This is a genomic window from uncultured Arthrobacter sp., assembly GCF_902805515.1.
Taxonomy (GTDB): Bacteria; Actinomycetota; Actinomycetes; order Actinomycetales; family Micrococcaceae; genus Arthrobacter_D.
Genome location: NZ_CADCTE010000028.1, coordinates 1 through 17365, shown reverse-complemented (window position 1 = coordinate 17365; position 17365 = coordinate 1). Strand labels below are relative to the sequence as shown.

Genomic DNA, 17365 nt, shown 5'->3' with positions numbered 1-17365 from the left:
CTCGACGAAGAACTCCATCTCCATCTGCTCGAACTCACGGGTGCGGAAAATGAAGTTTCCGGGGGTGATCTCATTGCGGAAGCTCTTGCCGATCTGGCCGATGCCGAACGGCGGCTTGCGCCGGGAGGTGGTGAGCACGTTGTTGAAGTTCACGAAGATGCCCTGGGCGGTCTCGGGGCGCAGGTAGTGCATTCCCTCCTCGGACTCCACGGGGCCGAGATAGGTCTTCATCAGGCCCGAGAAGCGCTGCGGTTCGGTCCAGCGGCCCTTGGTGCCACAGTTGGCGCAGGTGATGTCGAGCAGCCCGTTCTCCGGCGCCCGGCCCTTCTTCTCCTCGAACTCCTCCTCGAGGTGGTCCTGCCGGTAGCGCTTGTGGCAGTTCAGGCACTCGACGAGCGGGTCGCTGAACACCTCGACGTGGCCCGAGGCCTCCCAGACGTGGCGGGGAAGGATCACCGCCGAGTCGAGGCCGACGACATCCTCACGGCCGCGCACCATCGCCTGCCACCACTGCCGCTTGATGTTCTCCTTCAGTTCAACGCCGAGGGGCCCGTAGTCCCACGCCGAACGCGATCCGCCGTAGATCTCGCCTGACTGGAAGACGAAGCCCCTCCGCTTGGAGAGGGAGATGATTGGGTCAAGAGCTGATTTGGGTGCCGCCATGGGGGTTCTCCGGTCGTCAGCAGGCCGCTGGGTGCGGTCCGCGGGATGGTGGGTGCAAAGCTGTGGATCCTTCCGGGATTCCCGACGAAAAACTACGGAAAATCAGGAAGGAACAGTCCGGCTCCAAGCCTACCGGCACCGGAGCCGAACCCGCCCTACGTGCGCCCGGCCGTCGTCCCGATCCGCCGGCGGCGCGCGGCCGCGGCCGCGGCGCCGCGGGGCCAGGGCAGGGTGGTCAGCACGATGGCAACGAGGGTCAGGAGGGTGCCTGCGACGGTGGCGAAGGCGACGACGCTCCCGGGTGCCGGGACGAACAGGTCAAGGGCCAGCGATCCCACGAGCTGGCCGCCGATCAGGCCAAGGCCCGTGAGCAGGACGCCGAGGCTGCGCACCAGCAGCGCTCCCAGGCCGATGAAGACACAGCCCATGGGCCCGCCCAGGTAGTACCACCACTCCGACGGCAGGGCGTTGCCGGGTCCGGCGATCGCGAGTTTCACCAGCCAGGCCGCGAGCAGGACCACGGCCCCGGCGATGAAATTCACCAGGGTGGCGGTAATGGGGGTTCCGTAGTGGAAGGCCGCCGTCCCGTTCATTGCCTGCTGGAAGCTCAGCAGAATGCCGGCGGCGACCGGCAGCAGGACCGGGATCAGCCAGGACGAGGGCTCCCCCGCCGCACCGAACCGGGGCGACACGGCCCAGATCACCGACACCACCGTCAGCACGACACCGATGATTCGCATCGGCGTCGCGGATCTCTTGCCGGCCGGGCCGATGCCGAGCCGGTCGACGACGAGTCCGCTCAGGGACTGGCCCATGACCGCGGCCACGGAGAACAGAGCGACGCCGATGAGACTGATGGTCAGGGACTGGGAGAACACGAAGAACGCACCGATCGCCCCGGCCGCCAGGTACAGCGGCGGGAACCGGCGTTCGCGCACCGAGGGACCGATCGCGCGGAAGCCCGCCCGGCCGCGCGGCAGCACGAGGGAGATCAGGATCATCACCACCAGCCCGGTGCCGAAGCTCACCAGGGCCGCGGCGACGCCGTCGTCGAGCCGGGCGCCCAGGGCCCCGTTGATGCGCCCCTGGACGGGGATGGCCGTCCCGGCGGCGAGCGCCACCGGGATGCCGATAAGGGGCGGGAGCGGGGCTGAGGAAGTCACCGGTCAAGTTTAGTGGACCGGCGCCCGCCTCCGGTCGGGCAGAATTGCCTTATGAGCAGTGAACCGAACGGACCCGGCGCGTCGGCCGGCATCAGCGAACTTCCCATCTCCGACGGCATGATCCGGCTGGGACAGCTGCTGAAGCTCGCCTCCCTGGCCGAGGACGGAGCCGAGGCGAAGACCCTGATCGACAACGGCCTGGTCCAGGTCAACGGCGACATCGAGGAGCGCCGCGGGCGCCAGCTCCACCCCGGCGACGTCGTGAGCGTCAACGGCCAGAGCGTGCGGATCGTCGCGGGCTGAGCGCCGGGCCTTTCAGCTCCCGCCGGTTCCCCCGGCCGGTGCCTTGAGCACCGTCAGCGTCAGGAACTCCCGGACGTGGGCCAGCTCCTGCTGGCTGATGCTGTGCCCCATGTTCGGGTACAGCACCTTGGTCAGCCGGGTAGTCGAGGTCGCCCAGCGGTGCGTGTACTCGACCATTGAGGAGGCGATCACCTCGTCCGCCTGGTCCCGGCCCCAGAAGAAGGGCACCTGACGGCCCGCCAGCGCCTCGTCCTGGAAGAAGGAGTGGCCTTCGGGTGGAACAGCAAACCCCGACAGGCCCACGACCGTGGCGAAGTCCTCCGGGCGGTGGCGCAGCAGCGAGGTGGCAACACCCATCCCCATGGAGAACCCCAGCAGGCTGACGCTCGAGTGCGGTGCCCGGATGGCATCGAGCCATTCCGCCACGGGCCCAAGCGCTTCGACGACGGCCTCCACCGAGTACCCGGAGTCCCGGGACAGCGGAAACCAGGAGTACCCCTGGTCCTCGGTGTAAGGGGCGCGGACCGAGACCACCGTGAACTCCTCGGGCAGATAATCGGCGAGCGCCATGAGGTCGCGTTCGTCGGCCATATAGCCGTGAAAAAGCACAAGAAGCGGGGTTCCGGCCCGCTCGCTTTCCGGCCGGGACCAGAGGGTGACCGGATCCCAGGCGGGTGTGGACAGGGGGGCGGAGCCGGTTTTCGTCATCCCCCAATTCTGGCATGCACGGCACCCCGGCCCGCCCGCTCAGCCGACCCCCAGCGCCGTAACCCGGGCTACCTACGGTCGCGTAGCCGGCCCCGGACTTGGCAGGATGAAGGGGTGAGTAAAGAACAGGCAGCACCTGCAGTTGACGAACCCGTCCACGTCGAGGGGGAGGCTGTCCCCCACCCCTGGCGGCGGTACGTCGCCCTCGGTGATTCCTTCACCGAGGGGATCGGGGACCCCAACCCCGACAGCGTCGGAGGAAACCGCGGCTGGGCCGACCGGGTCGCCGAGGAACTCAGCCGGGGCTGCGGCAGCTTCTCCTACGCGAACCTCGCGGTGCGGGGACGGTTGCTCCAGCAGATCGTCGACCAGCAGGTGGAGCCGGCACTGGCCCTGAAACCTGACCTCGTGAGCATCTCCGCCGGCGGCAACGACCTCCTGCGGCCCGGCGCCGATCCCGATCAGCTCGCCGCACGGCTCGATTCCGCAGTGCAGACCCTCGGCAGCGAGGGCGCCACGGTGGTGCTGTTCACCGGACCCGACGTGCGCGACACGGTGCTGGGAAAGGTGCGCCTGAAGACCGCCGTGTTCAACGAGAACCTGCGGGTCATCGCGGCCCGTCACGACGCCGTGATCGCCGACATGTGGGCGCTGCGGCAGCTCTCCGATCCCCGGATGTGGTCCGAGGACCGGCTCCACTTCTCCCCCCTGGGGCACCACACGATCGCGATGATGGTCCTCGACACGCTCGCGGTGAACCACACCCTCGAACCGATGCAGGCCAAGCCGCTTCCGCCGAAGAACTGGCGCCTTGCACGCACCGAGGACGTCGTCTGGGCCCGGGAATACCTCATGCCCTGGATCCTGAGGCGCCTGCGCCACCGGTCCTCCGGTGACGGAATCAGCCCCAAGCGTCCGGAGGCTTCGACGATCTTCGGTCCGGCCATGCCGCCGGGCGCAGGCCTGTAGGAGCGGCCGGCCTGTGGGCACGGCGGGCCCTGTCCGCTCCGGCGGCGGCGCCCGCTGAAGGTCCACTACCTGCCCCAGAATCCCCTCCTACCCTGTCCCACCGGGGTTCCACCTGTTCCTCCGGAATTCCCTTCCTCGGCCCTGGTATGCGGCATAGCCTGTCGGATTACTAGGATTCGAGCGGCTGGGGAGAGTCGGAATGAGAACTAAATCAGCACACCTTGGCGTCCTTGCCATTGCCACCATCACCGTCCTTTCCGGATGCTCGGATGCGGGCGCGGCGGACCCGGGCGGAACGGGCCTGCCGGAGGAGATCCGGCTCGGGTACTTTCCCAACCTCACCCACGCTCCGGCGCTGGTGGCCGAGGCCGAGGGCCTGTACGACGAGCATCTGAACGGAGTGGACCTTCGAACCCAGACCTTCAGCGCCGGGCCGGAGGCGATTGAGGCGCTGTTCTCCGGCGCCATCGATATGACCGTCATCGGCCCCAACCCCACCATCAACGGCTTCACCCAGAGCCAGGGCAAGGCCCTTAAGGTTCTTGCCGGCGTCGCCTCCGGCGGCGCGGGGCTGGTGGTGCGGCCGGGGATCGACAGCGCCGAGGACCTCAAGGGCGCCACCCTCGCCACCCCCCAGCTGGGCAACACGCAGGACGTGGCGCTGCGGACCTGGCTCGAGGGCGAGGGACTCACCGCGGACACCGAGGGCGGCGGGGACGTCAGCATCAAACCGCAGGAGAACTCGGCCGCCCTCCAGTCCTTCGTGGCCGGCGACATCGACGGCGCGTGGGTGCCCGAACCGTGGCTGACCCGCCTCATCGAGGAGGGAGGGGGCAAACTGCTCGTCGACGAAGGGGAGCTGTGGCCGGACGGGCGGTTCGTCGTGGCGAACCTGATCGTCCGCACCGAGTTCCTCGAGGAGCACCCCGACACGGTGCAGGCGGTGCTCGAAGGCCACCTCGACGCGCTGGAGTTCATGGAGGAGGATCCCGAGGGCGCCCGAAAGGTCTTCAACGACAAGATCGAGGAGGTCACCGGCCAGCGGGTAGAGGACGAGTACCTCGACGCCGCCTGGGAAAACGTTGAGTTCACCTACGATCCGCTCCCCGAGACGCTGGTCACCGGAGCGGACCACGCGGTGTCGGTAGGCCTCCTCGAAAAGGTGGAGCTCGAAGGCCTCTATACGCTTGATCCCCTCAACACCGTGCTTGAGAACCGGGGACTGACCGGGGTGAAGGAGCCGTGATGCGCCTAGGAACCGCCGGGACACGGAGCCGGACGCCCGCCCCGGACGCCACCACGGAACGCAGCGCCATCTCGCTGCGCGGGGTCGGCAAGGACTTCCGGAGCGCCGCCGGTGAAAGCGTCGCCCTCGACAGTGTCGACCTGGACATCGACGCCGGGGACTTCGTCTGCCTCCTCGGACAGTCCGGGTGTGGCAAGTCGACCCTGCTGAACCTCATCGCGGGCCTCGACTCCCCCAGCCGGGGCAGCATCGATGTGGGCGGCCGCCGGGTCGGCATGATGTTCCAGGACGCCAACCTCTTCCCGTGGCTCACCGTCCGGGGCAACATCGAACTGGCGCTGCGCCTGTCCGGCGTGCCGGCCCGGGAGTTCGGGCCCCGCGTCGACGAGCTGCTCGAAACGGTGCGGCTGCCCCGGGCGGCCTCGATGCGCCCCCACGAGCTGTCAGGCGGCATGCGCCAGCGGGTCGCCCTCGCCCGGACGCTCGCGCAGGACTGCTCGATCCTCCTCATGGATGAACCCTTCGCCGCCCTGGATGCGATCACCCGCGACGCCATGCACGACGAGACCGAACGCATCTGGCTCGAACGGGAGCTGACAATCGTCTTCGTCACCCACAACGTCCGGGAATCGGCCCGGCTGGGGAACCGGGTCCTGGTGATGGCACCGGACCCCGGACGGATCGACTCCGAACTCCGGATCGGGCTCCAGCGGCCCCGGCGGATGGAAGACCCCGGCGTCGCCGACCGCGCCGCCGAACTGCACCGGCGCCTGTCGGGAAGGAACGAGCCATGAGCGACATCGACGCCGGCCGCCTGGTCGGCAAGGCAGCGGCACCCTCGCGCCGGATCCGTTTTATCCGGCCGGAGGGCCAACCCGCCGCCTCCCTCGGCTCCCGCATTCTCGGCCGGAGCTGGCCGCCCCTGCTTGCAGTGATCATCACCCTGCTCCTGTGGCAAGTGGTCTACCTCAGCGGCTGGCGCCCCAGCTATGTCCTGCCCGACCCGGCGACCGTCCTGCAGCGCACCGGCGAGATGGTGGCCAGCGGCAAGTTCTGGCAGGCCCTCGGCACGACGATGTTCCGTGCGGCGGCCGGCTTCGGCCTCGCCCTCGGCATCGGCACCCTCATCGGCCTGGTCGTCTCGTTCTCCCGAACCCTCCGGGCAGCGATCGGTTCGATGATCACGGGGCTGCAGACCATGCCGTCCATCGCCTGGTTCCCCTTCGCGATCCTGCTCTTCGGCCTCTCCGAGAGTGCAATCCTCTTCGTGGTGATCCTCGGGGCGGCCCCGTCCATCGCCAACGGCATCATCTCCGGCATCGACGACGTGCCAAAGGCCCTCATCCGCACCGCGACGGTGCTCGGCGCCCGCGGGCTAAGCCTCTACCGGTATGTCGTGGTGCCCGCCGCCCTTCCCGCCTACCTCTCCGGGCTGAAGCAGGGCTGGGCCTTCGCCTGGCGCTCGCTCATGGCCGGGGAACTGCTCGTCATCATCGCGTCCAAGCCCTCACTGGGCGTGCAGCTGCAGTTCCACCGGGAGTTCGCCGACACCGCCGGCCTGATGTCCGTCATGATCATCATCCTCGTTCTCGGCATGCTCATCGACGGTGTGCTGTCCCGGGTGTCCAACGGCGTGCGGGCACGGCGCGGCATGGGCCCGGTGTCCTGATGCCGGCCGCTTCCGGTGGGGGTCGGCGGCCATGCAGGTGACAGCGCGCGCCGACTATGCCCTTCGGGCGGTCATCGAGCTTGCCTGCAGCGAGCAGGAGGTGCTCACCCGGGATGCCCTGGCCAGCCAGCAGCACATTCCGGCCAAGTTCCTTGAATCGATCCTCGGGGAACTGAGCCGGTCGGGCCTGCTCACCTCGCGCCGCGGGTCCGGCGGCGGGTATTCCCTGACCCGGCCGGCGACGGAGATCACCCTCGCCGACGTTCTCCGGTCTGTTGACGGTCCCCTTGCCGGGGTGCGGGGAGAGAGCCCGGAGCAGGTTACCTACCCGGAATCCACAAAAAGGCTGCGCGACGTCTGGGTGGCCACCCGGGCCAGCCTGCGCCTGGTCCTTGAGACGACCAGCGTCGCCGACGTCGCCCTGGGCGAACTTCCCGTCCCGGTCCAGGAGCTGCTGACGCTGCCCGGAGCGTGGGAGCGCCGCTGAACTCCTGCTCTTCGGTGTGGCCGCGCCCCGCCGGTCAGCCGGGCCGTCGACGCGCCGCAGGGAGCCTAGGAATCGAGGGACACCTCTCCGCGGGCCACGGCGTCGGCGCAGGCGCTGAGGTCCGGTCCGGGCTGGAAGTCGACGAACTGCGGCTGGAGCTTGGCGAAGAGGAATTCATACACTTCCTCCCTGCCGCGGCCGCCGAGGGTCTCCACTGCCTCCCTCACCGCCTCCTGCAGCGCGCGGTCCGCGTCAAGCAGGATCTTCCCGCGGGCTTCCTCGTTCCAGCCGATGCTGTTCAGGTCCATGAACCGTCCTTCCTCGCGGACGCCGCCGGCCGGCGCCGGGGCGTGCTCGGCACCACTGTAGGGGCGGCAGGTCCGGCGCGCCCAGCGTTTTTGATGACGCTACCGGGGGTAGAAACGGGCGCGCAGGTGTGCGTCGAGCTGCCCGATCTCGGTCAGGAAGGCGTCGTGGCCGATCGGTGAGGAAATGGTGTGGACGGGCACCTCGCCCGGGAGGGCGTCCGCGAGGGCGTGCGCCTGCTCCGGGAAGTAGAGCCGGTCCGAGTCCACGGCGGCGATAAGCACCTCGGCGCTCACCGCACCGAGCGCCTGCCGAAGGGTGCCCCGGCCGCGTGCGGCGTCGTGGCTCATCAGCGCCTCGGTCAGGACGAGGTAGCTGTTCGCGTCGAAGCGCTGCACGAGCTTCGCAGCCTGGTGGTCGAGGTAGCTTTCCACCGAATACCGTCCGCGGTCCGCCGGACGCACCCCTCCGAAGGGGGCCTCGGTGCCCTGGGCGCTTCGCCCGAACCGGAGGGCGAACTCGGTCTCGGACCGGTAGGTGATATGGGCGATCCGCCGGGCGAGCCCCAGCCCGGCCGCCGGCGGTGGAGAACCGTAGTAGTCCCCGCCGGCGTAGTGCGGATCGAGACGGATGGCCTGCAGCTGGGCCTGCGCGAAGGCGATCTGCTCGGCCGTGCTCGCGGCGGAGCAGGCGATGACGGCGCACCGTGCCACCCGCTCCGGGTACGTCAGCGCCCACTCCAGCGCCCGGGCCCCGCCCATTGAGCCGCCCAGCACGGAGTGCCAGCGGCGGATCCCGAGCTGATCGGCCAGCAGCGCTTCGGCCCGGACGGAATCGCGGATGGTGACAAAGGGAAAGCGCGAGCCCCAGGGCCGGCCGTCGGGAGCCGGGGTTGAGGGGCCGGTGGACCCGTAGCAGCCGCCGAGCATATTGGCGGCCACGACAAAGTACCGGTCGGTGTCAACGGTGCGGCCGGGACCGACGAGCGCGTCCCACCATCCGTCCTCGTCCGACCCGCCCCGGGCCACGTGGGAGCTGCCGGTCAGGGCGTGTTCGATCAGGACGGCGTTGGAGGCATCGGCGTTGAGCACACCCCAGGTCTCGTAGGCGAGCTCGACACCGGGCAGGAACCCTCCGGTCTCGAGGGTGGCGGGGCCAAGGCGGGCGGTCCGGACGACGCCGTCGCGCCCGGGAACGACCGGGGCGCGCCCGGGGTAGGCAGGAAGGTAGGCGGTCACGGCCCGCTAGCTTCCCTTCGCCGCACGGAAGCCGGCGTCGAGGTCGGCCAGGATGTCCTGGAGGTTCTCGAGCCCGACGGCCAGGCGCACCAGGCCCGGGCGCACTCCCGCGGCGAGCTGCGCTTCGGCACCGAGCTGGCTGTGGGTGGTGGAGGCGGGGTGGATCACCAGTGAGCGGACATCGCCGACATTGGCCACGTGGGAGTGGAGTTCGAGGCCGTCGACGAAGCGCCTGCCGGCCTCGATCCCGCCGGCGATGTCGAAGGAGACGATCGCGCCGGTGCCGTTCGGCCCGTACTTCAGCCCGCGTTCGTACCAGGGGCTCGAGGGCAGGCCGGCGTAGGCGACCGATTCGACGTCGTCGTGGAGTTCGAGCCATTCCGCGACGGCGCGGGCGTTGGCGATGTGGCGTTCCATCCGCAGGCTGAGCGTTTCGAGCCCCTGGGCGATGAGGAAGGCGTTGAACGGGGAGATCGCGGACCCGAGGTCGCGCAGCAGCTGGACGCGCGCCTTGAGGATGAAGGCGAGATTCGCCCCCAGTGCGCTGCCCACACCGAGGTCCCGGGCGTACACCAGCCCGGAGTAGCTCTCATCGGGGGTGTTGAAGCCCGGGAACTTCTCCGGGTCGCGGCCGTAGTCGAAGCGGCCCGAGTCGACGATGACGCCGCCGATCGCGGTGCCGTGGCCGCCAAGGTACTTGGTGGCGGAGTGCACGACGATGTCGGCGCCCCACTCGATGGGGCGGATGAGGTACGGCGTGGACACCGTCGCATCGGCGATCAGGGGGATGCCGTGTTCGTGGGCGATCGCGCTGATCCCCTCGAGGTCGAGCACGTCCTGGCGGGGGTTCGAGACGACCTCCCCGAAAAACGCCTTGGTATTGGGCCGGACAGCGGCGCGCCACTGCCCCAGGTCGTCGGGGTTCTCCACGAAGGTGGTTTCGATGCCGAACTTCCTCAGGGTGTGCCGGAAGAGGTTGTAGGTGCCCCCGTAGAGGCTCGGGCTTGCGACGATGTGGTCGCCCGCCTCGGCAAGGTTGAGGATCGCGTAGGTTTCGGCCGCCTGCCCCGAGGCGAGCAGCAGGGCGCCCACCCCGCCGTCGAGCGAGGCGATGCGGGCCTCAACGACCTCCTGGGTGGGATTGCCGATGCGCGTGTAGATCGGGGCGAGCTCGGTCAGCGCGAACCGGTCGGCCGCGCTCTGGGCGCTCGGGAACACGAAGGAGGTGCTCTGGTAGATGGGCAGCGCCCGTGCCCCCGTGGCGGCGTCGGGCGTCTGCCCCGCGTGGATCTGGCGGGTTTCGAAGGACCAGTTGCTGGACATGGCGTTCCCTGTCGATGAAGGGGCCCGTCCGCCGCCGGAAACCGCCGGCGGGGACCCGCGCTTGCGCAGCGCCGTGTGGCGCTCCGCCAGGTCTTCACCCGGGGCACCCCGCCGCGGTGGAGGGTTGCCGGCCAGCAAGCCGGGGCTGTGTGCTGGCACTCATGACCTTTTCCCCATGAAAGCCGATACCCGCGGCCGGGGGCAATTTGTGACTCTGCGTTAAGTAAGGATCGCCTAAGTCGAGACGCGGATCACAAAGTGCCACTATGTAGCCATGCGCTTGGACCATGTATCTTATGCCTGCGAACCCGACGGACTGGCCGCCACCGCGGACCGGATTTCCTCAGCTTTGGGCGTCGAAGCGGTTAAGGGTGGTGTCCACCCCCGTTTCGGGACCCGGAACATGATTGTGCCCCTGGCCAACGGCCAGTATGTCGAGGTGGTCGAGGTCCTCGACCACCCCGCGTCCATCAAGGCCCCGTTCGGCCAGGCCGTGCGTGCCCGCTCCGAGGCCGGCGGCGGCTGGATGGGCTGGGTCGTGGCGGTCGACGACCTCACCCCCTTCGAAGAACGCCTTGGGCGCCAGTCGGTACCGGGCAACCGGAAGTTCCCCGACGGCCAGGAGCTCACCTGGCAGCAGATCGGCATCAAGGGCCTGATCTCCGACCCCCAGGTTCCGTACCTGCTGCGGTGGGACGACGGGACCGAGGCGCTTCACCCCTCCAACGCCCGCCCCTCGACGGTGCGCCTCGATTCCCTGACCATCGCCGGATCGTGCGCGCGGGTCACCGAATGGCTTGGCACTCCCGTCGAGGCTCCCCTGGGGGACGTTTCCGTGAAGTGGATCGCCCCGAATGGAACGCCGGGACTCATGTCGGTCACCTTCGACACCGGCAACGGCAAGATCGAAATCTAGCCCGCGCCGGGAAACGCCGTCCGGGGGAACGCTGTGGTCGCACGGCTCGCTGTGGTGGTCCCGGTGTTCAACGAGCCCTCCATCGGCAGGACCCTTGAGGGCCTCTACCGCCAGCAGCACCGGGAAGGCGTCTCCATCTACGTCGTCGACAACGGATCGACCGACGATACCCGCGCGCGGATCGCCTCCTTCCTTGCCGGGCACGACGGCTTCCCGCTGACGGTCCTCGAGGAGCCCGTGAAGGGCACCGGGGCTGCCAGCGATACCGGCTTCCGCCGCGCCATCACCGACGGCTCCGACCTGGTGTGCCGGACCGACGGGGACAGCGTGCCGCGGCCGGACTGGACCGGGCGGATCCTTGCCGGCTTCGCAGCCCGCCCGGGCCTGGCACTGCTGGGCGGCAGGAGCGTGCCCCTCCACGACGCCTACCGCCGCGCCGGGGACGCCCTGGTGATCCCGGCCGCCTTCCTTGTCCTGCGCGCGGCGCTGGCCGCCGGCCACCTCGACCGCAGCTACCTGAGGCTCGTCGCCGGACACAACCTTGCAACCCGCGCCGCCGCCTACGAGCAGGCGGGGGGATTTCCGCGCACCTCGATCGCCGAGCGCGACGAGGACATCGAGTACACGCTGCGCGTTGCGCGGACGCTGGGCCGCTCGGCCGTTCGAATCGACCGCGGCCTCGTCGTGGCCACCTCGATGCGCAGGATCCGCGTCTACGGGCCGGCGCGGGCGGCGGTCCACCAGCTGCTGCCCGGCCTGCGGGGCAGGCTGGGCAGTGATGCCGACATCCGCTGACGGCTCCGTCCGCCCCGCAGCGTCCGCTGGCCGGCGGGCCCGGACGGGCACCTGGAACCCGGTGGGGTGCTTCCCGTCCTGACGGGAAGCAGGCGTGTCAAGGCAACCGGAGCACCGAAGTATCCGCCCGGGGGGCTGCCGGGACTGGTTTAGTGGAACGTGGCGCCGAAGTTGTCAAGCAGCGTGCAGTCTGCGGGGCCGGGAGTGGTTGCAGGGCCTTTGCCCTGCAACCGTTCTCTTTAATGCAGGTTTTCCGGCTCGACCCGCCCATTCCGGCCCGCTAGTCCCCGATGCCGATCGCCGGGCCGAGGAGCGCAAAGCCGACGAAGCCGGTGATGTCGAGTGCCGCATGGGCGATGACCAGCGGCATCACCCGGCCGGTGCGCAGGTAGGCATAGCCGAAGACCAGGCCCAGGATCACATTGCCGACGAACGGCCCGATGCCCTGGTAGAGGTGGTAGCTGCCGCGCAGCAGCGCACTGGTGATGAGCACCGCCGGGACGGACCAGCCCAGCCGGCGCAGCCGCTCGAACAGGTACCCGACGACGAGGACCTCCTCGAGCACCGCGTGGCGCAGGGCCGACAGCACGAGCACGGGCACCGTCCACCAGTAGTCGTCGAGGGCCGCCGGGACAATGGCGGTGGTGATGCCGAGGGCGCGCCCGGCGGCGTAAACGCCGAGGGTTCCCACCCCCATGGCCACGGCCAGGCCGAGCCCGAGGCCGAAATCCAGGGCGGGGCGTTCGAAGGTGAAGCCGATCCGCCGGAAGGCCGAAGCTCCGCCGCCGCTCAGCAGGAACAGGGCCAGGGCGACCGGCACGAGGGCGAAGAAGATCCCGAGCAGCTGGTACGCCAGGTCGAAGTACTGCCGGTCGTTGAGCACCGGGTTCAGCGTGGTGGTCTGGCCGGCGAGCGGACCGGAGGTCGCCTTGTCCAGCAGCCGCACCGCCGCGTACACCCCCGACTGTCCGAGGGAGAGTCCCATCACGATCAGGATTTCCGCGGTGATCCGCCGCCGCTCCCGCAGTGCAGGCGGGTGGACGGTGGGTGAGAGAGAACGCATGGGGGTTATCTTTCCAGCGCCCGCCTCCGATTCCCAGCCGCCCTAGCCGAGCCTCACCCCGGCACGCCAGACGGCCCCGGTCAGCGGGATGCCGGGCCGGTAGGCGAGGTGGGTGGCCGAGGGGGCGTTGAGCAGCTGCAGGTCGGCCCGGTGCCCGACGGCGAGGGAGCCCACGTCTCGCCGGCCGTCGGCGTCGGCCCCGGCCTCGCGCCCGAGCGACAGGGCACCCCCGTAGGTGGCGGCCCGGACCGCCTCCTGGACGCTCAGGCCCATCTGCAGCACGGCTGTGGTGACGCAGAACGCCATCGACGTGGTGTAGGAGGTGCCGGGGTTGCAGTTGCTGGCCAGGGCGAGCTGGACCCCGGCGTCGAGCAGCCGGCGGGCGGGCGGGAAGGGCTGCGTCCACGGTACGCCCGGTCAGGGGCGCAGGAGATCCCGGAGCCGCGCCTCCAGCAGCGCGGTGTGCAGCTGCGCGGACAGGCCCGCCAGCTCCCGCAGCTTCTCGGTCGCCCGGGCGCGGGCCTCCTCCGAGCGTGCCCGCAGGACCGGCGCGACGAGCTGCTCGACGAGGCCGGCCTCGCGCTCGACGCCGCTGCGGTAGACGCGCAGGTGACGCGGTTCGATGCCGTGCCGCGCCAGGCCGGCGGCGGCCCGGGCCACGGCGAGATCGGCCACCGGGTGCCGGCCGTCGGCGTCGGTCGCGAGCAGCCCGAACTGGACGCAGTCCGCGAGCTGTTCGGGCTCCAGCCCCGCGGCGCGGGCGAACTGGTCAGGCGTGAGGGGCGCCGCCTCGCCGTCCGCGGTGCCGGGTGCGGGCGGGGGTGTGGTCGACGGCCCGGCGGTTGCCGGGACGGGCTCGCCCCGGTCCAGCGCCTCGAGGTGGTCCTTGATGACCCGCAGCGGCAGGTAGTGGTCGCGCTGGGCGGTCAGCACGTAGCGCAGCCGGCTGACGTCGGCCCGGGAGAACTTCCGGTAGCCCGAGGGGGTGCGCTGGGGGTGCACCAGGTCCTCGGACTCGAGGTAGCGGATCTTGCTGATCGTCACGTCGGGGAAGTCGTCGCGCAGCACCGCGAGCACCTCGCCGATGGTCAGGCGCGGTGTGTGCTGGTCGCCGGCGTCCCCGAGCGCGCTGTCGCGCTCGGGCACCGCTGTCATGTCCTCAGCGTGCGGCCGGCTCGCCGGTCCGCGGACCGGTCAGGTACACGAGGCGGAACTTGCCGATCTGCACCTCGTCGCCCCCGGCCAGGGTGGCGACGTCGACGGGCTCGCGGTTGACGTAGGTGCCGTTGAGGCTGCCGACGTCGTGCACCGAGAAGCCGCCGCCCTCGCGGTGGAACTCCACGTGCCGGCGGCTGACCGTCACGTCGTCGAGGAAGATGTCGCTGTCGGGGTGGCGCCCGGCGGTCGTGACGTCCTGGTCGAGCAGGAAGCGGCTGCCCGCGTTGGGGCCGCGCTTGACCACGAGCAGGGCCGACCCGGCCGGGAGGGACTCGACGGCACCGGCGTGCGCGTCGGCAGCGGCCTCGGGCGTCGCCTCGGGCTGCTCACCGGAGTCCTCGCCGCCGACCTTCGGGATCACGCTGGTCGACTCGCCGACGCGCTCCGGGGAGAGCGCCGAGCCGCACTGCGCGCAGAAGCGACTGCCCTCGGGGTTCTCGTGTCCACATCGAGTGCAGTGCACGTTGCGTCTCCTCCGGTACGAGGGGCGTCGCCGCGGGCCTGGGGAGGCCGCGGGCGGCCGGCTGTCGACGGGCCGGACGGCCTGTCGTGTGTCGGTCACCGCGGGTGCGGCGGGCCGTGGTCATGGAACCAGCGGTCGACCCGAGGGTCAACCGCACGTGCAGGGGGGTGCGGCGCTGCGCGGCTGGTCACCGGCAGCTCCGTGCCCCGTCGCGATCATAGTGAGCGGCGTGCGGTCCGGGCCCGCAGGCGGGGCCGTCAGGACCCGTCGACCAGGGCCTGGTAGGCCGCGGCGTCCAGCAGCGCCCCGGTCGGGTCGCCGCCCTCGCCGGCCACGCTGATCTCGACCAGCCAGCCGGCCCCGTAGGGATCGGCGTTGATCGTCTCGGGGGTGTCGGCCAGCGCCTCGTTGACCGCGGCCACGACGCCGGCGACGGGCGCGTAGACGTCGGACACCGACTTGGTGGACTCGACCTCGCCCATCGGCGTGCCCGGCCCGACCTCGTCGCCGACGGAGGGCAGCTGCACGAAGACGATGTCGCCCAGGGCGTCCTGGGCGTGGTCGGTGATGCCGACGCGGACGACGGTCGACGTGCCGTCGGTGCCCTGCACCAGCGCCCACTCGTGCTGGTCGGTGTAACGGCGGTCGTCAGGCGTGCTCATGCAGCAAGTCTCCAGGATCGGGTGGGGGGCACCGGGGCCGCTCGTCAGTCGTCGGTGTCGGGCGCAGCGTATTGAGCGTCCGGGAGCGGCCGCAACGCGTCGACGACGAGCTCGGGCTGCTGCACGACCTCGACCGAGCCCCCGCGGCCGCCGACCGCCTGCACCACTCCCCCGGGGATGTTGAGCGCGGTCTCCATGTCCTGCGGGGATCCCAGGACGAGCACCTCGTAGGGGGCGGTGATCGGCCGCCCGTCGATCATCAGCGCGCCCGGTGCGCCGGTGACGGCGGTGCTCAGCCCGACCCGCACGCCGTCGAACTGCATCGTCTCCGCCCCCGCTCCGCGCAGCTCCTGGACCACGTCGAGGAGGTCGGTGACCCGCAGCTCGTCGTCCGGGTCGCGGATGGTCAGGCGCAGCCCCGGTCCCCGGGCGGGAGCGGTGCCGTTGAGGACGGCGAGGGACGCCTCCCGGGTCCGCGCCTCCTCCAGCGCCGAGGCGCTCTCGCTGTCCGAGCTCGTGAGCTGGCGCAGGGCGCTGCGCTGGTCGGCGATCTGCTCCCGCAGCCGGACACCGCGCGAGCTGACCTCGTCGACGATGCGCACGAGGTCCTCCTCCCGCGCGCCGGCGAGCACCTGCTCGTCGTCGGAGTTGCGCACCTGCACGGTGAAGGCGAAGCCGAGCAGCAGGGTGAGGACGCCGATGAGGAGGGCCGCCGGCAGGTCGCGGCGGCGTGCTCCGGGTTCCGGCTCCTCCCCCGCCGCGGGCGGGTCGACCGGCGGGTCGGTGCTCATGCCCGGAAGACGTGCCGCCGGATGGCAGCGGCGTTGCCGAAGATGCGGATGCCGAGCACGACGACGACGGCGGTGGAGAGCTGCGCGCCCACGCCGAGCTGGTCGCCGAGGAACACGATGAGCGCGGCGACGACGACGTTGGAGACGAAGGAGATGACGAAGACCTTGGCGTCGAAGATCCCGTCGAGCCGCGCCCGGAAGCCGCCGAACACCGCGTCGAGCGCCGCCACCACCCCGATGGGCAGGTAGGGCTGCAGCCACAGCGGGACCGTGGGGTCGAGCAGCAGGCCGAGCAGGACGCCGGCCACCAGGCCGAGGATCGGGATCACGGGTCAGTCTCCGGTCGCGGGGTCGGACGGCGGTACGTCGGTCTCGTCGGGCACCGGCTGGGCCGCGCGCAGCTCGGGGGTGCTGGCGGCGGGCAGGCTCAGCTCCTCCTCGCGGGAGAAGTCGAAGCGGAGCCCGTAGGTCTCCTCGATGAGGGCCAGGGAGCCGACCTCGGGGCTGGAGAGGAAGCCGCTGGACAGGGTCTCGGGGTCGCCGATGGCCCGGACCTCGTAGGGGTTGGTCACCGGGCGGAAGTCGACCAGCACGGCCTCGCCGGCGAACCGGATCGCGCTGGTGGGGCCCAGCCGCTGGCCGTTGATGCTGACGGCCTCGGCGCCGGCGGCCCAGAGCGCGTTGACGACCAGCTGCAGGTCGCCGTCGCGGACCCGTCCGCGGACGTCCCCCTCGTCGTCGCCGCCGACCGGGTCGTCGTCGGCGTCGGACCCGGCGTTGGCCAGGGTCACCAGGAGGCCCGGGCCCTCGACCGGCAGCGCGGCTGCGGCCACACCTTCGGGGCGCAAGCCCGCAGCCCGCAGGCCCCGCTCGACGAGCGGGGAGGGCACGCGATGAGTCGCCAGGAGAACGACGACGCGACCATCTCGCTGTCGGAGGAGCGCCTGCAGACCAGCCGCGAGACGGTCGAGACCGGGAAGGTGCGAGCCCGCAAGCGCTCGGAGACGCAGACCGTCGAGCAGCGCGTCGCGCGCGGTGTCGAGCACGCCGAGGTCGACCGCACGGTGCAGGTGCTCGAGGGCGACAGCGGCCAGGTGGAGACGCTCGAGGACGGCAGCCTGTCGATCCCGGTCTTCGAGGAGCAGATCGTGGTCGAGAAGCGCCTGGTCGTCCGCGAGCGCATCATCGTGCGCAAGCACACCGTCTACGAGGAGCACGTCGTGTCGGCCGACCTGCGCCGCGAGGAGCTCGACATCGAGGTCGACGGCGACGTCTCGGTGGCCGACGACCGCTGACCCGCTGGTCAGTCCGGCTCGCGGCCCGTCCACGGCATCACAACCGCGGGTGGGGGTGTGGGTGTCCGAGGGGGGAGTTGAACCCCC

General features: G+C 70.7%; 22 protein-coding genes, 1 pseudogene and 1 riboswitch. Of the genes and pseudogenes, 9 read left to right on the top strand and 14 right to left on the bottom strand.

Features of this window, described 5'->3' with window-relative positions; all coding sequences use genetic code 11:
- Both QZX79_RS02555 and QZX79_RS02550 read right to left on the bottom strand, forming a co-directional pair.
- On the bottom strand, nt 1-663 hold a 663-nt coding region (locus QZX79_RS02555), incomplete at its 3' end, for a glycine--tRNA ligase (protein WP_294564215.1).
- A 155-nt stretch (nt 664-818) separates the two neighbouring features.
- The gene (locus QZX79_RS02550) at nt 819-1826 is read right to left on the bottom strand and encodes a DMT family transporter (RefSeq protein ID WP_294564213.1); all 1008 of its coding nucleotides are present in this window, start codon (nt 1824-1826) and stop codon (nt 819-821) included.
- 51 nt (nt 1827-1877) lie between these two features.
- Between QZX79_RS02550 and QZX79_RS02545 the strand changes: the two genes are divergently transcribed.
- Nucleotides 1878-2129, top strand: coding sequence for an RNA-binding S4 domain-containing protein (locus tag QZX79_RS02545; RefSeq protein ID WP_159615893.1), 252 nt, complete (start codon nt 1878-1880; stop codon nt 2127-2129).
- 12 nt (nt 2130-2141) lie between these two features.
- Here the strand turns inward: QZX79_RS02545 and QZX79_RS02540 are convergent, their stop codons facing one another.
- Entirely contained in the window at nt 2142-2837 is a 696-nt protein-coding gene (locus QZX79_RS02540; RefSeq protein ID WP_294564208.1) for an alpha/beta hydrolase, read from the bottom strand.
- Between the two features lie 114 nt (nt 2838-2951).
- On the opposite strand from QZX79_RS02540, the gene QZX79_RS02535 reads away from it, so the two are divergent.
- The 5 genes from QZX79_RS02535 to QZX79_RS02515 all read left to right on the top strand — a co-directional run bounded on the left by QZX79_RS02535 (nt 2952) and on the right by QZX79_RS02515 (nt 7208).
- The gene (locus tag QZX79_RS02535) at nt 2952-3806 is read left to right on the top strand and encodes an SGNH/GDSL hydrolase family protein (protein ID WP_294564205.1); all 855 of its coding nucleotides are present in this window, start codon (nt 2952-2954) and stop codon (nt 3804-3806) included.
- Nucleotides 3807-4005: 199 nt separating this feature from the next.
- A complete protein-coding gene (locus tag QZX79_RS02530; protein WP_294564201.1) occupies nt 4006-5052 on the top strand; it encodes an ABC transporter substrate-binding protein in 1047 nt (348 codons plus the stop codon).
- Nucleotides 5052-5846: an ABC transporter ATP-binding protein gene (locus QZX79_RS02525; protein WP_294564198.1), complete on the top strand. Its 795-nt coding sequence runs from the start codon at nt 5052-5054 to the stop codon at nt 5844-5846. Before QZX79_RS02530 ends, QZX79_RS02525 begins: the two co-directional genes overlap by 1 nt.
- Nucleotides 5843-6721, top strand: coding sequence for an ABC transporter permease (locus QZX79_RS02520; RefSeq protein ID WP_294564195.1), 879 nt, complete (start codon nt 5843-5845; stop codon nt 6719-6721). The genes QZX79_RS02525 and QZX79_RS02520 overlap by 4 nt, the downstream gene beginning before the upstream one ends.
- Before the next feature lie 31 nt (nt 6722-6752).
- Nucleotides 6753-7208 (top strand): Rrf2 family transcriptional regulator, encoded by a 456-nt coding sequence (locus QZX79_RS02515; RefSeq protein ID WP_294564192.1) that lies wholly within the window; start codon nt 6753-6755, stop codon nt 7206-7208.
- A gap of 65 nt (nt 7209-7273) precedes the next feature.
- Here QZX79_RS02515 and QZX79_RS02510 read toward each other — a convergent pair whose 3' ends face one another.
- From QZX79_RS02510 to QZX79_RS02500, 3 genes are all read right to left on the bottom strand, one after another.
- Nucleotides 7274-7516, bottom strand: coding sequence for a hypothetical protein (locus tag QZX79_RS02510; RefSeq protein ID WP_294564189.1), 243 nt, complete (start codon nt 7514-7516; stop codon nt 7274-7276).
- A 99-nt stretch (nt 7517-7615) separates the two neighbouring features.
- Nucleotides 7616-8752, bottom strand: coding sequence for a homoserine O-acetyltransferase (locus QZX79_RS02505; RefSeq protein WP_294564187.1), 1137 nt, complete (start codon nt 8750-8752; stop codon nt 7616-7618).
- A 6-nt stretch (nt 8753-8758) separates the two neighbouring features.
- Nucleotides 8759-10075: a bifunctional o-acetylhomoserine/o-acetylserine sulfhydrylase gene (locus QZX79_RS02500; RefSeq protein WP_294564185.1), complete on the bottom strand. Its 1317-nt coding sequence runs from the start codon at nt 10073-10075 to the stop codon at nt 8759-8761.
- A gap of 52 nt (nt 10076-10127) precedes the next feature.
- Nucleotides 10128-10242, bottom strand: a riboswitch (SAM riboswitch).
- Between the two features lie 107 nt (nt 10243-10349).
- On the opposite strand from QZX79_RS02500, the gene QZX79_RS02495 reads away from it, so the two are divergent.
- The gene (locus QZX79_RS02495) at nt 10350-10991 is read left to right on the top strand and encodes a VOC family protein (protein WP_294564183.1); all 642 of its coding nucleotides are present in this window, start codon (nt 10350-10352) and stop codon (nt 10989-10991) included.
- A gap of 33 nt (nt 10992-11024) precedes the next feature.
- Nucleotides 11025-11786 carry a glycosyltransferase family 2 protein gene (locus QZX79_RS02490; RefSeq protein WP_294564180.1) on the top strand — a complete coding sequence of 254 codons (762 nt, stop codon included), beginning with the start codon at nt 11025-11027 and terminating at the stop codon, nt 11784-11786.
- Nucleotides 11787-12066: 280 nt separating this feature from the next.
- Here QZX79_RS02490 and QZX79_RS02485 read toward each other — a convergent pair whose 3' ends face one another.
- The 8 genes and pseudogenes from QZX79_RS02485 to QZX79_RS02450 all read right to left on the bottom strand — a co-directional run bounded on the left by QZX79_RS02485 (nt 12067) and on the right by QZX79_RS02450 (nt 16873).
- Complete coding sequence (locus tag QZX79_RS02485; RefSeq protein ID WP_294564177.1) at nt 12067-12849, bottom strand: CPBP family intramembrane glutamic endopeptidase; 783 nt, start codon at nt 12847-12849, stop codon at nt 12067-12069.
- A 42-nt stretch (nt 12850-12891) separates the two neighbouring features.
- Nucleotides 12892-13224, bottom strand: a pseudogene (locus tag QZX79_RS02480) (imidazolonepropionase); the annotation flags it as partial.
- Nucleotides 13225-13266: 42 nt separating this feature from the next.
- Nucleotides 13267-13995, bottom strand: coding sequence for a MerR family transcriptional regulator (locus QZX79_RS02475; protein WP_294564175.1), 729 nt, complete (start codon nt 13993-13995; stop codon nt 13267-13269).
- Between the two features lie 13 nt (nt 13996-14008).
- A complete protein-coding gene (locus tag QZX79_RS02470) occupies nt 14009-14530 on the bottom strand; it encodes an FHA domain-containing protein (RefSeq protein ID WP_294564172.1) in 522 nt (173 codons plus the stop codon).
- Nucleotides 14531-14787: 257 nt separating this feature from the next.
- The gene (gcvH, locus tag QZX79_RS02465) at nt 14788-15192 is read right to left on the bottom strand and encodes a glycine cleavage system protein GcvH (RefSeq protein WP_294564169.1); all 405 of its coding nucleotides are present in this window, start codon (nt 15190-15192) and stop codon (nt 14788-14790) included.
- A 44-nt stretch (nt 15193-15236) separates the two neighbouring features.
- Nucleotides 15237-15983, bottom strand: a complete 747-nt coding sequence (locus QZX79_RS02460; protein ID WP_294564166.1) for a DUF881 domain-containing protein — start codon at nt 15981-15983, stop codon at nt 15237-15239.
- The gene (locus QZX79_RS02455) at nt 15980-16312 is read right to left on the bottom strand and encodes a small basic family protein (RefSeq protein ID WP_294564164.1); all 333 of its coding nucleotides are present in this window, start codon (nt 16310-16312) and stop codon (nt 15980-15982) included. The genes QZX79_RS02460 and QZX79_RS02455 overlap by 4 nt, the downstream gene beginning before the upstream one ends.
- 3 nt (nt 16313-16315) lie before the next feature.
- Entirely contained in the window at nt 16316-16873 is a 558-nt protein-coding gene (locus tag QZX79_RS02450; RefSeq protein ID WP_294564160.1) for a DUF881 domain-containing protein, read from the bottom strand.
- Nucleotides 16874-16876: 3 nt separating this feature from the next.
- Between QZX79_RS02450 and QZX79_RS02445 the strand changes: the two genes are divergently transcribed.
- Nucleotides 16877-17278 carry a YsnF/AvaK domain-containing protein gene (locus QZX79_RS02445; protein WP_294564157.1) on the top strand — a complete coding sequence of 134 codons (402 nt, stop codon included), beginning with the start codon at nt 16877-16879 and terminating at the stop codon, nt 17276-17278.
- Nucleotides 17279-17365: the final 87 nt, after the last annotated feature.

Coding starts and splice junctions, on each gene's coding strand:
- QZX79_RS02530 (WP_294564201.1), top strand. CDS start 4,006: ATGAGAACTAAATCAGCACACCTTGGCGTCCTTGCCATTGCCACCATC.
- QZX79_RS02525 (WP_294564198.1), top strand. CDS start 5,052: ATGCGCCTAGGAACCGCCGGGACACGGAGCCGGACGCCCGCCCCGGAC.
- QZX79_RS02445 (WP_294564157.1), top strand. CDS start 16,877: ATGAGTCGCCAGGAGAACGACGACGCGACCATCTCGCTGTCGGAGGAG.
- QZX79_RS02520 (WP_294564195.1), top strand. CDS start 5,843: ATGAGCGACATCGACGCCGGCCGCCTGGTCGGCAAGGCAGCGGCACCC.
- QZX79_RS02485 (WP_294564177.1), bottom strand. CDS start 12,849: ATGCGTTCTCTCTCACCCACCGTCCACCCGCCTGCACTGCGGGAGCGG.
- QZX79_RS02515 (WP_294564192.1), top strand. CDS start 6,753: ATGCAGGTGACAGCGCGCGCCGACTATGCCCTTCGGGCGGTCATCGAG.
- QZX79_RS02510 (WP_294564189.1), bottom strand. CDS start 7,516: ATGGACCTGAACAGCATCGGCTGGAACGAGGAAGCCCGCGGGAAGATC.
- QZX79_RS02495 (WP_294564183.1), top strand. CDS start 10,350: ATGCGCTTGGACCATGTATCTTATGCCTGCGAACCCGACGGACTGGCC.
- QZX79_RS02540 (WP_294564208.1), bottom strand. CDS start 2,837: ATGACGAAAACCGGCTCCGCCCCCCTGTCCACACCCGCCTGGGATCCG.
- QZX79_RS02545 (WP_159615893.1), top strand. CDS start 1,878: ATGAGCAGTGAACCGAACGGACCCGGCGCGTCGGCCGGCATCAGCGAA.
- gcvH (WP_294564169.1), bottom strand. CDS start 15,192: ATGAGCACGCCTGACGACCGCCGTTACACCGACCAGCACGAGTGGGCG.
- QZX79_RS02460 (WP_294564166.1), bottom strand. CDS start 15,983: ATGAGCACCGACCCGCCGGTCGACCCGCCCGCGGCGGGGGAGGAGCCG.
- QZX79_RS02500 (WP_294564185.1), bottom strand. CDS start 10,075: ATGTCCAGCAACTGGTCCTTCGAAACCCGCCAGATCCACGCGGGGCAG.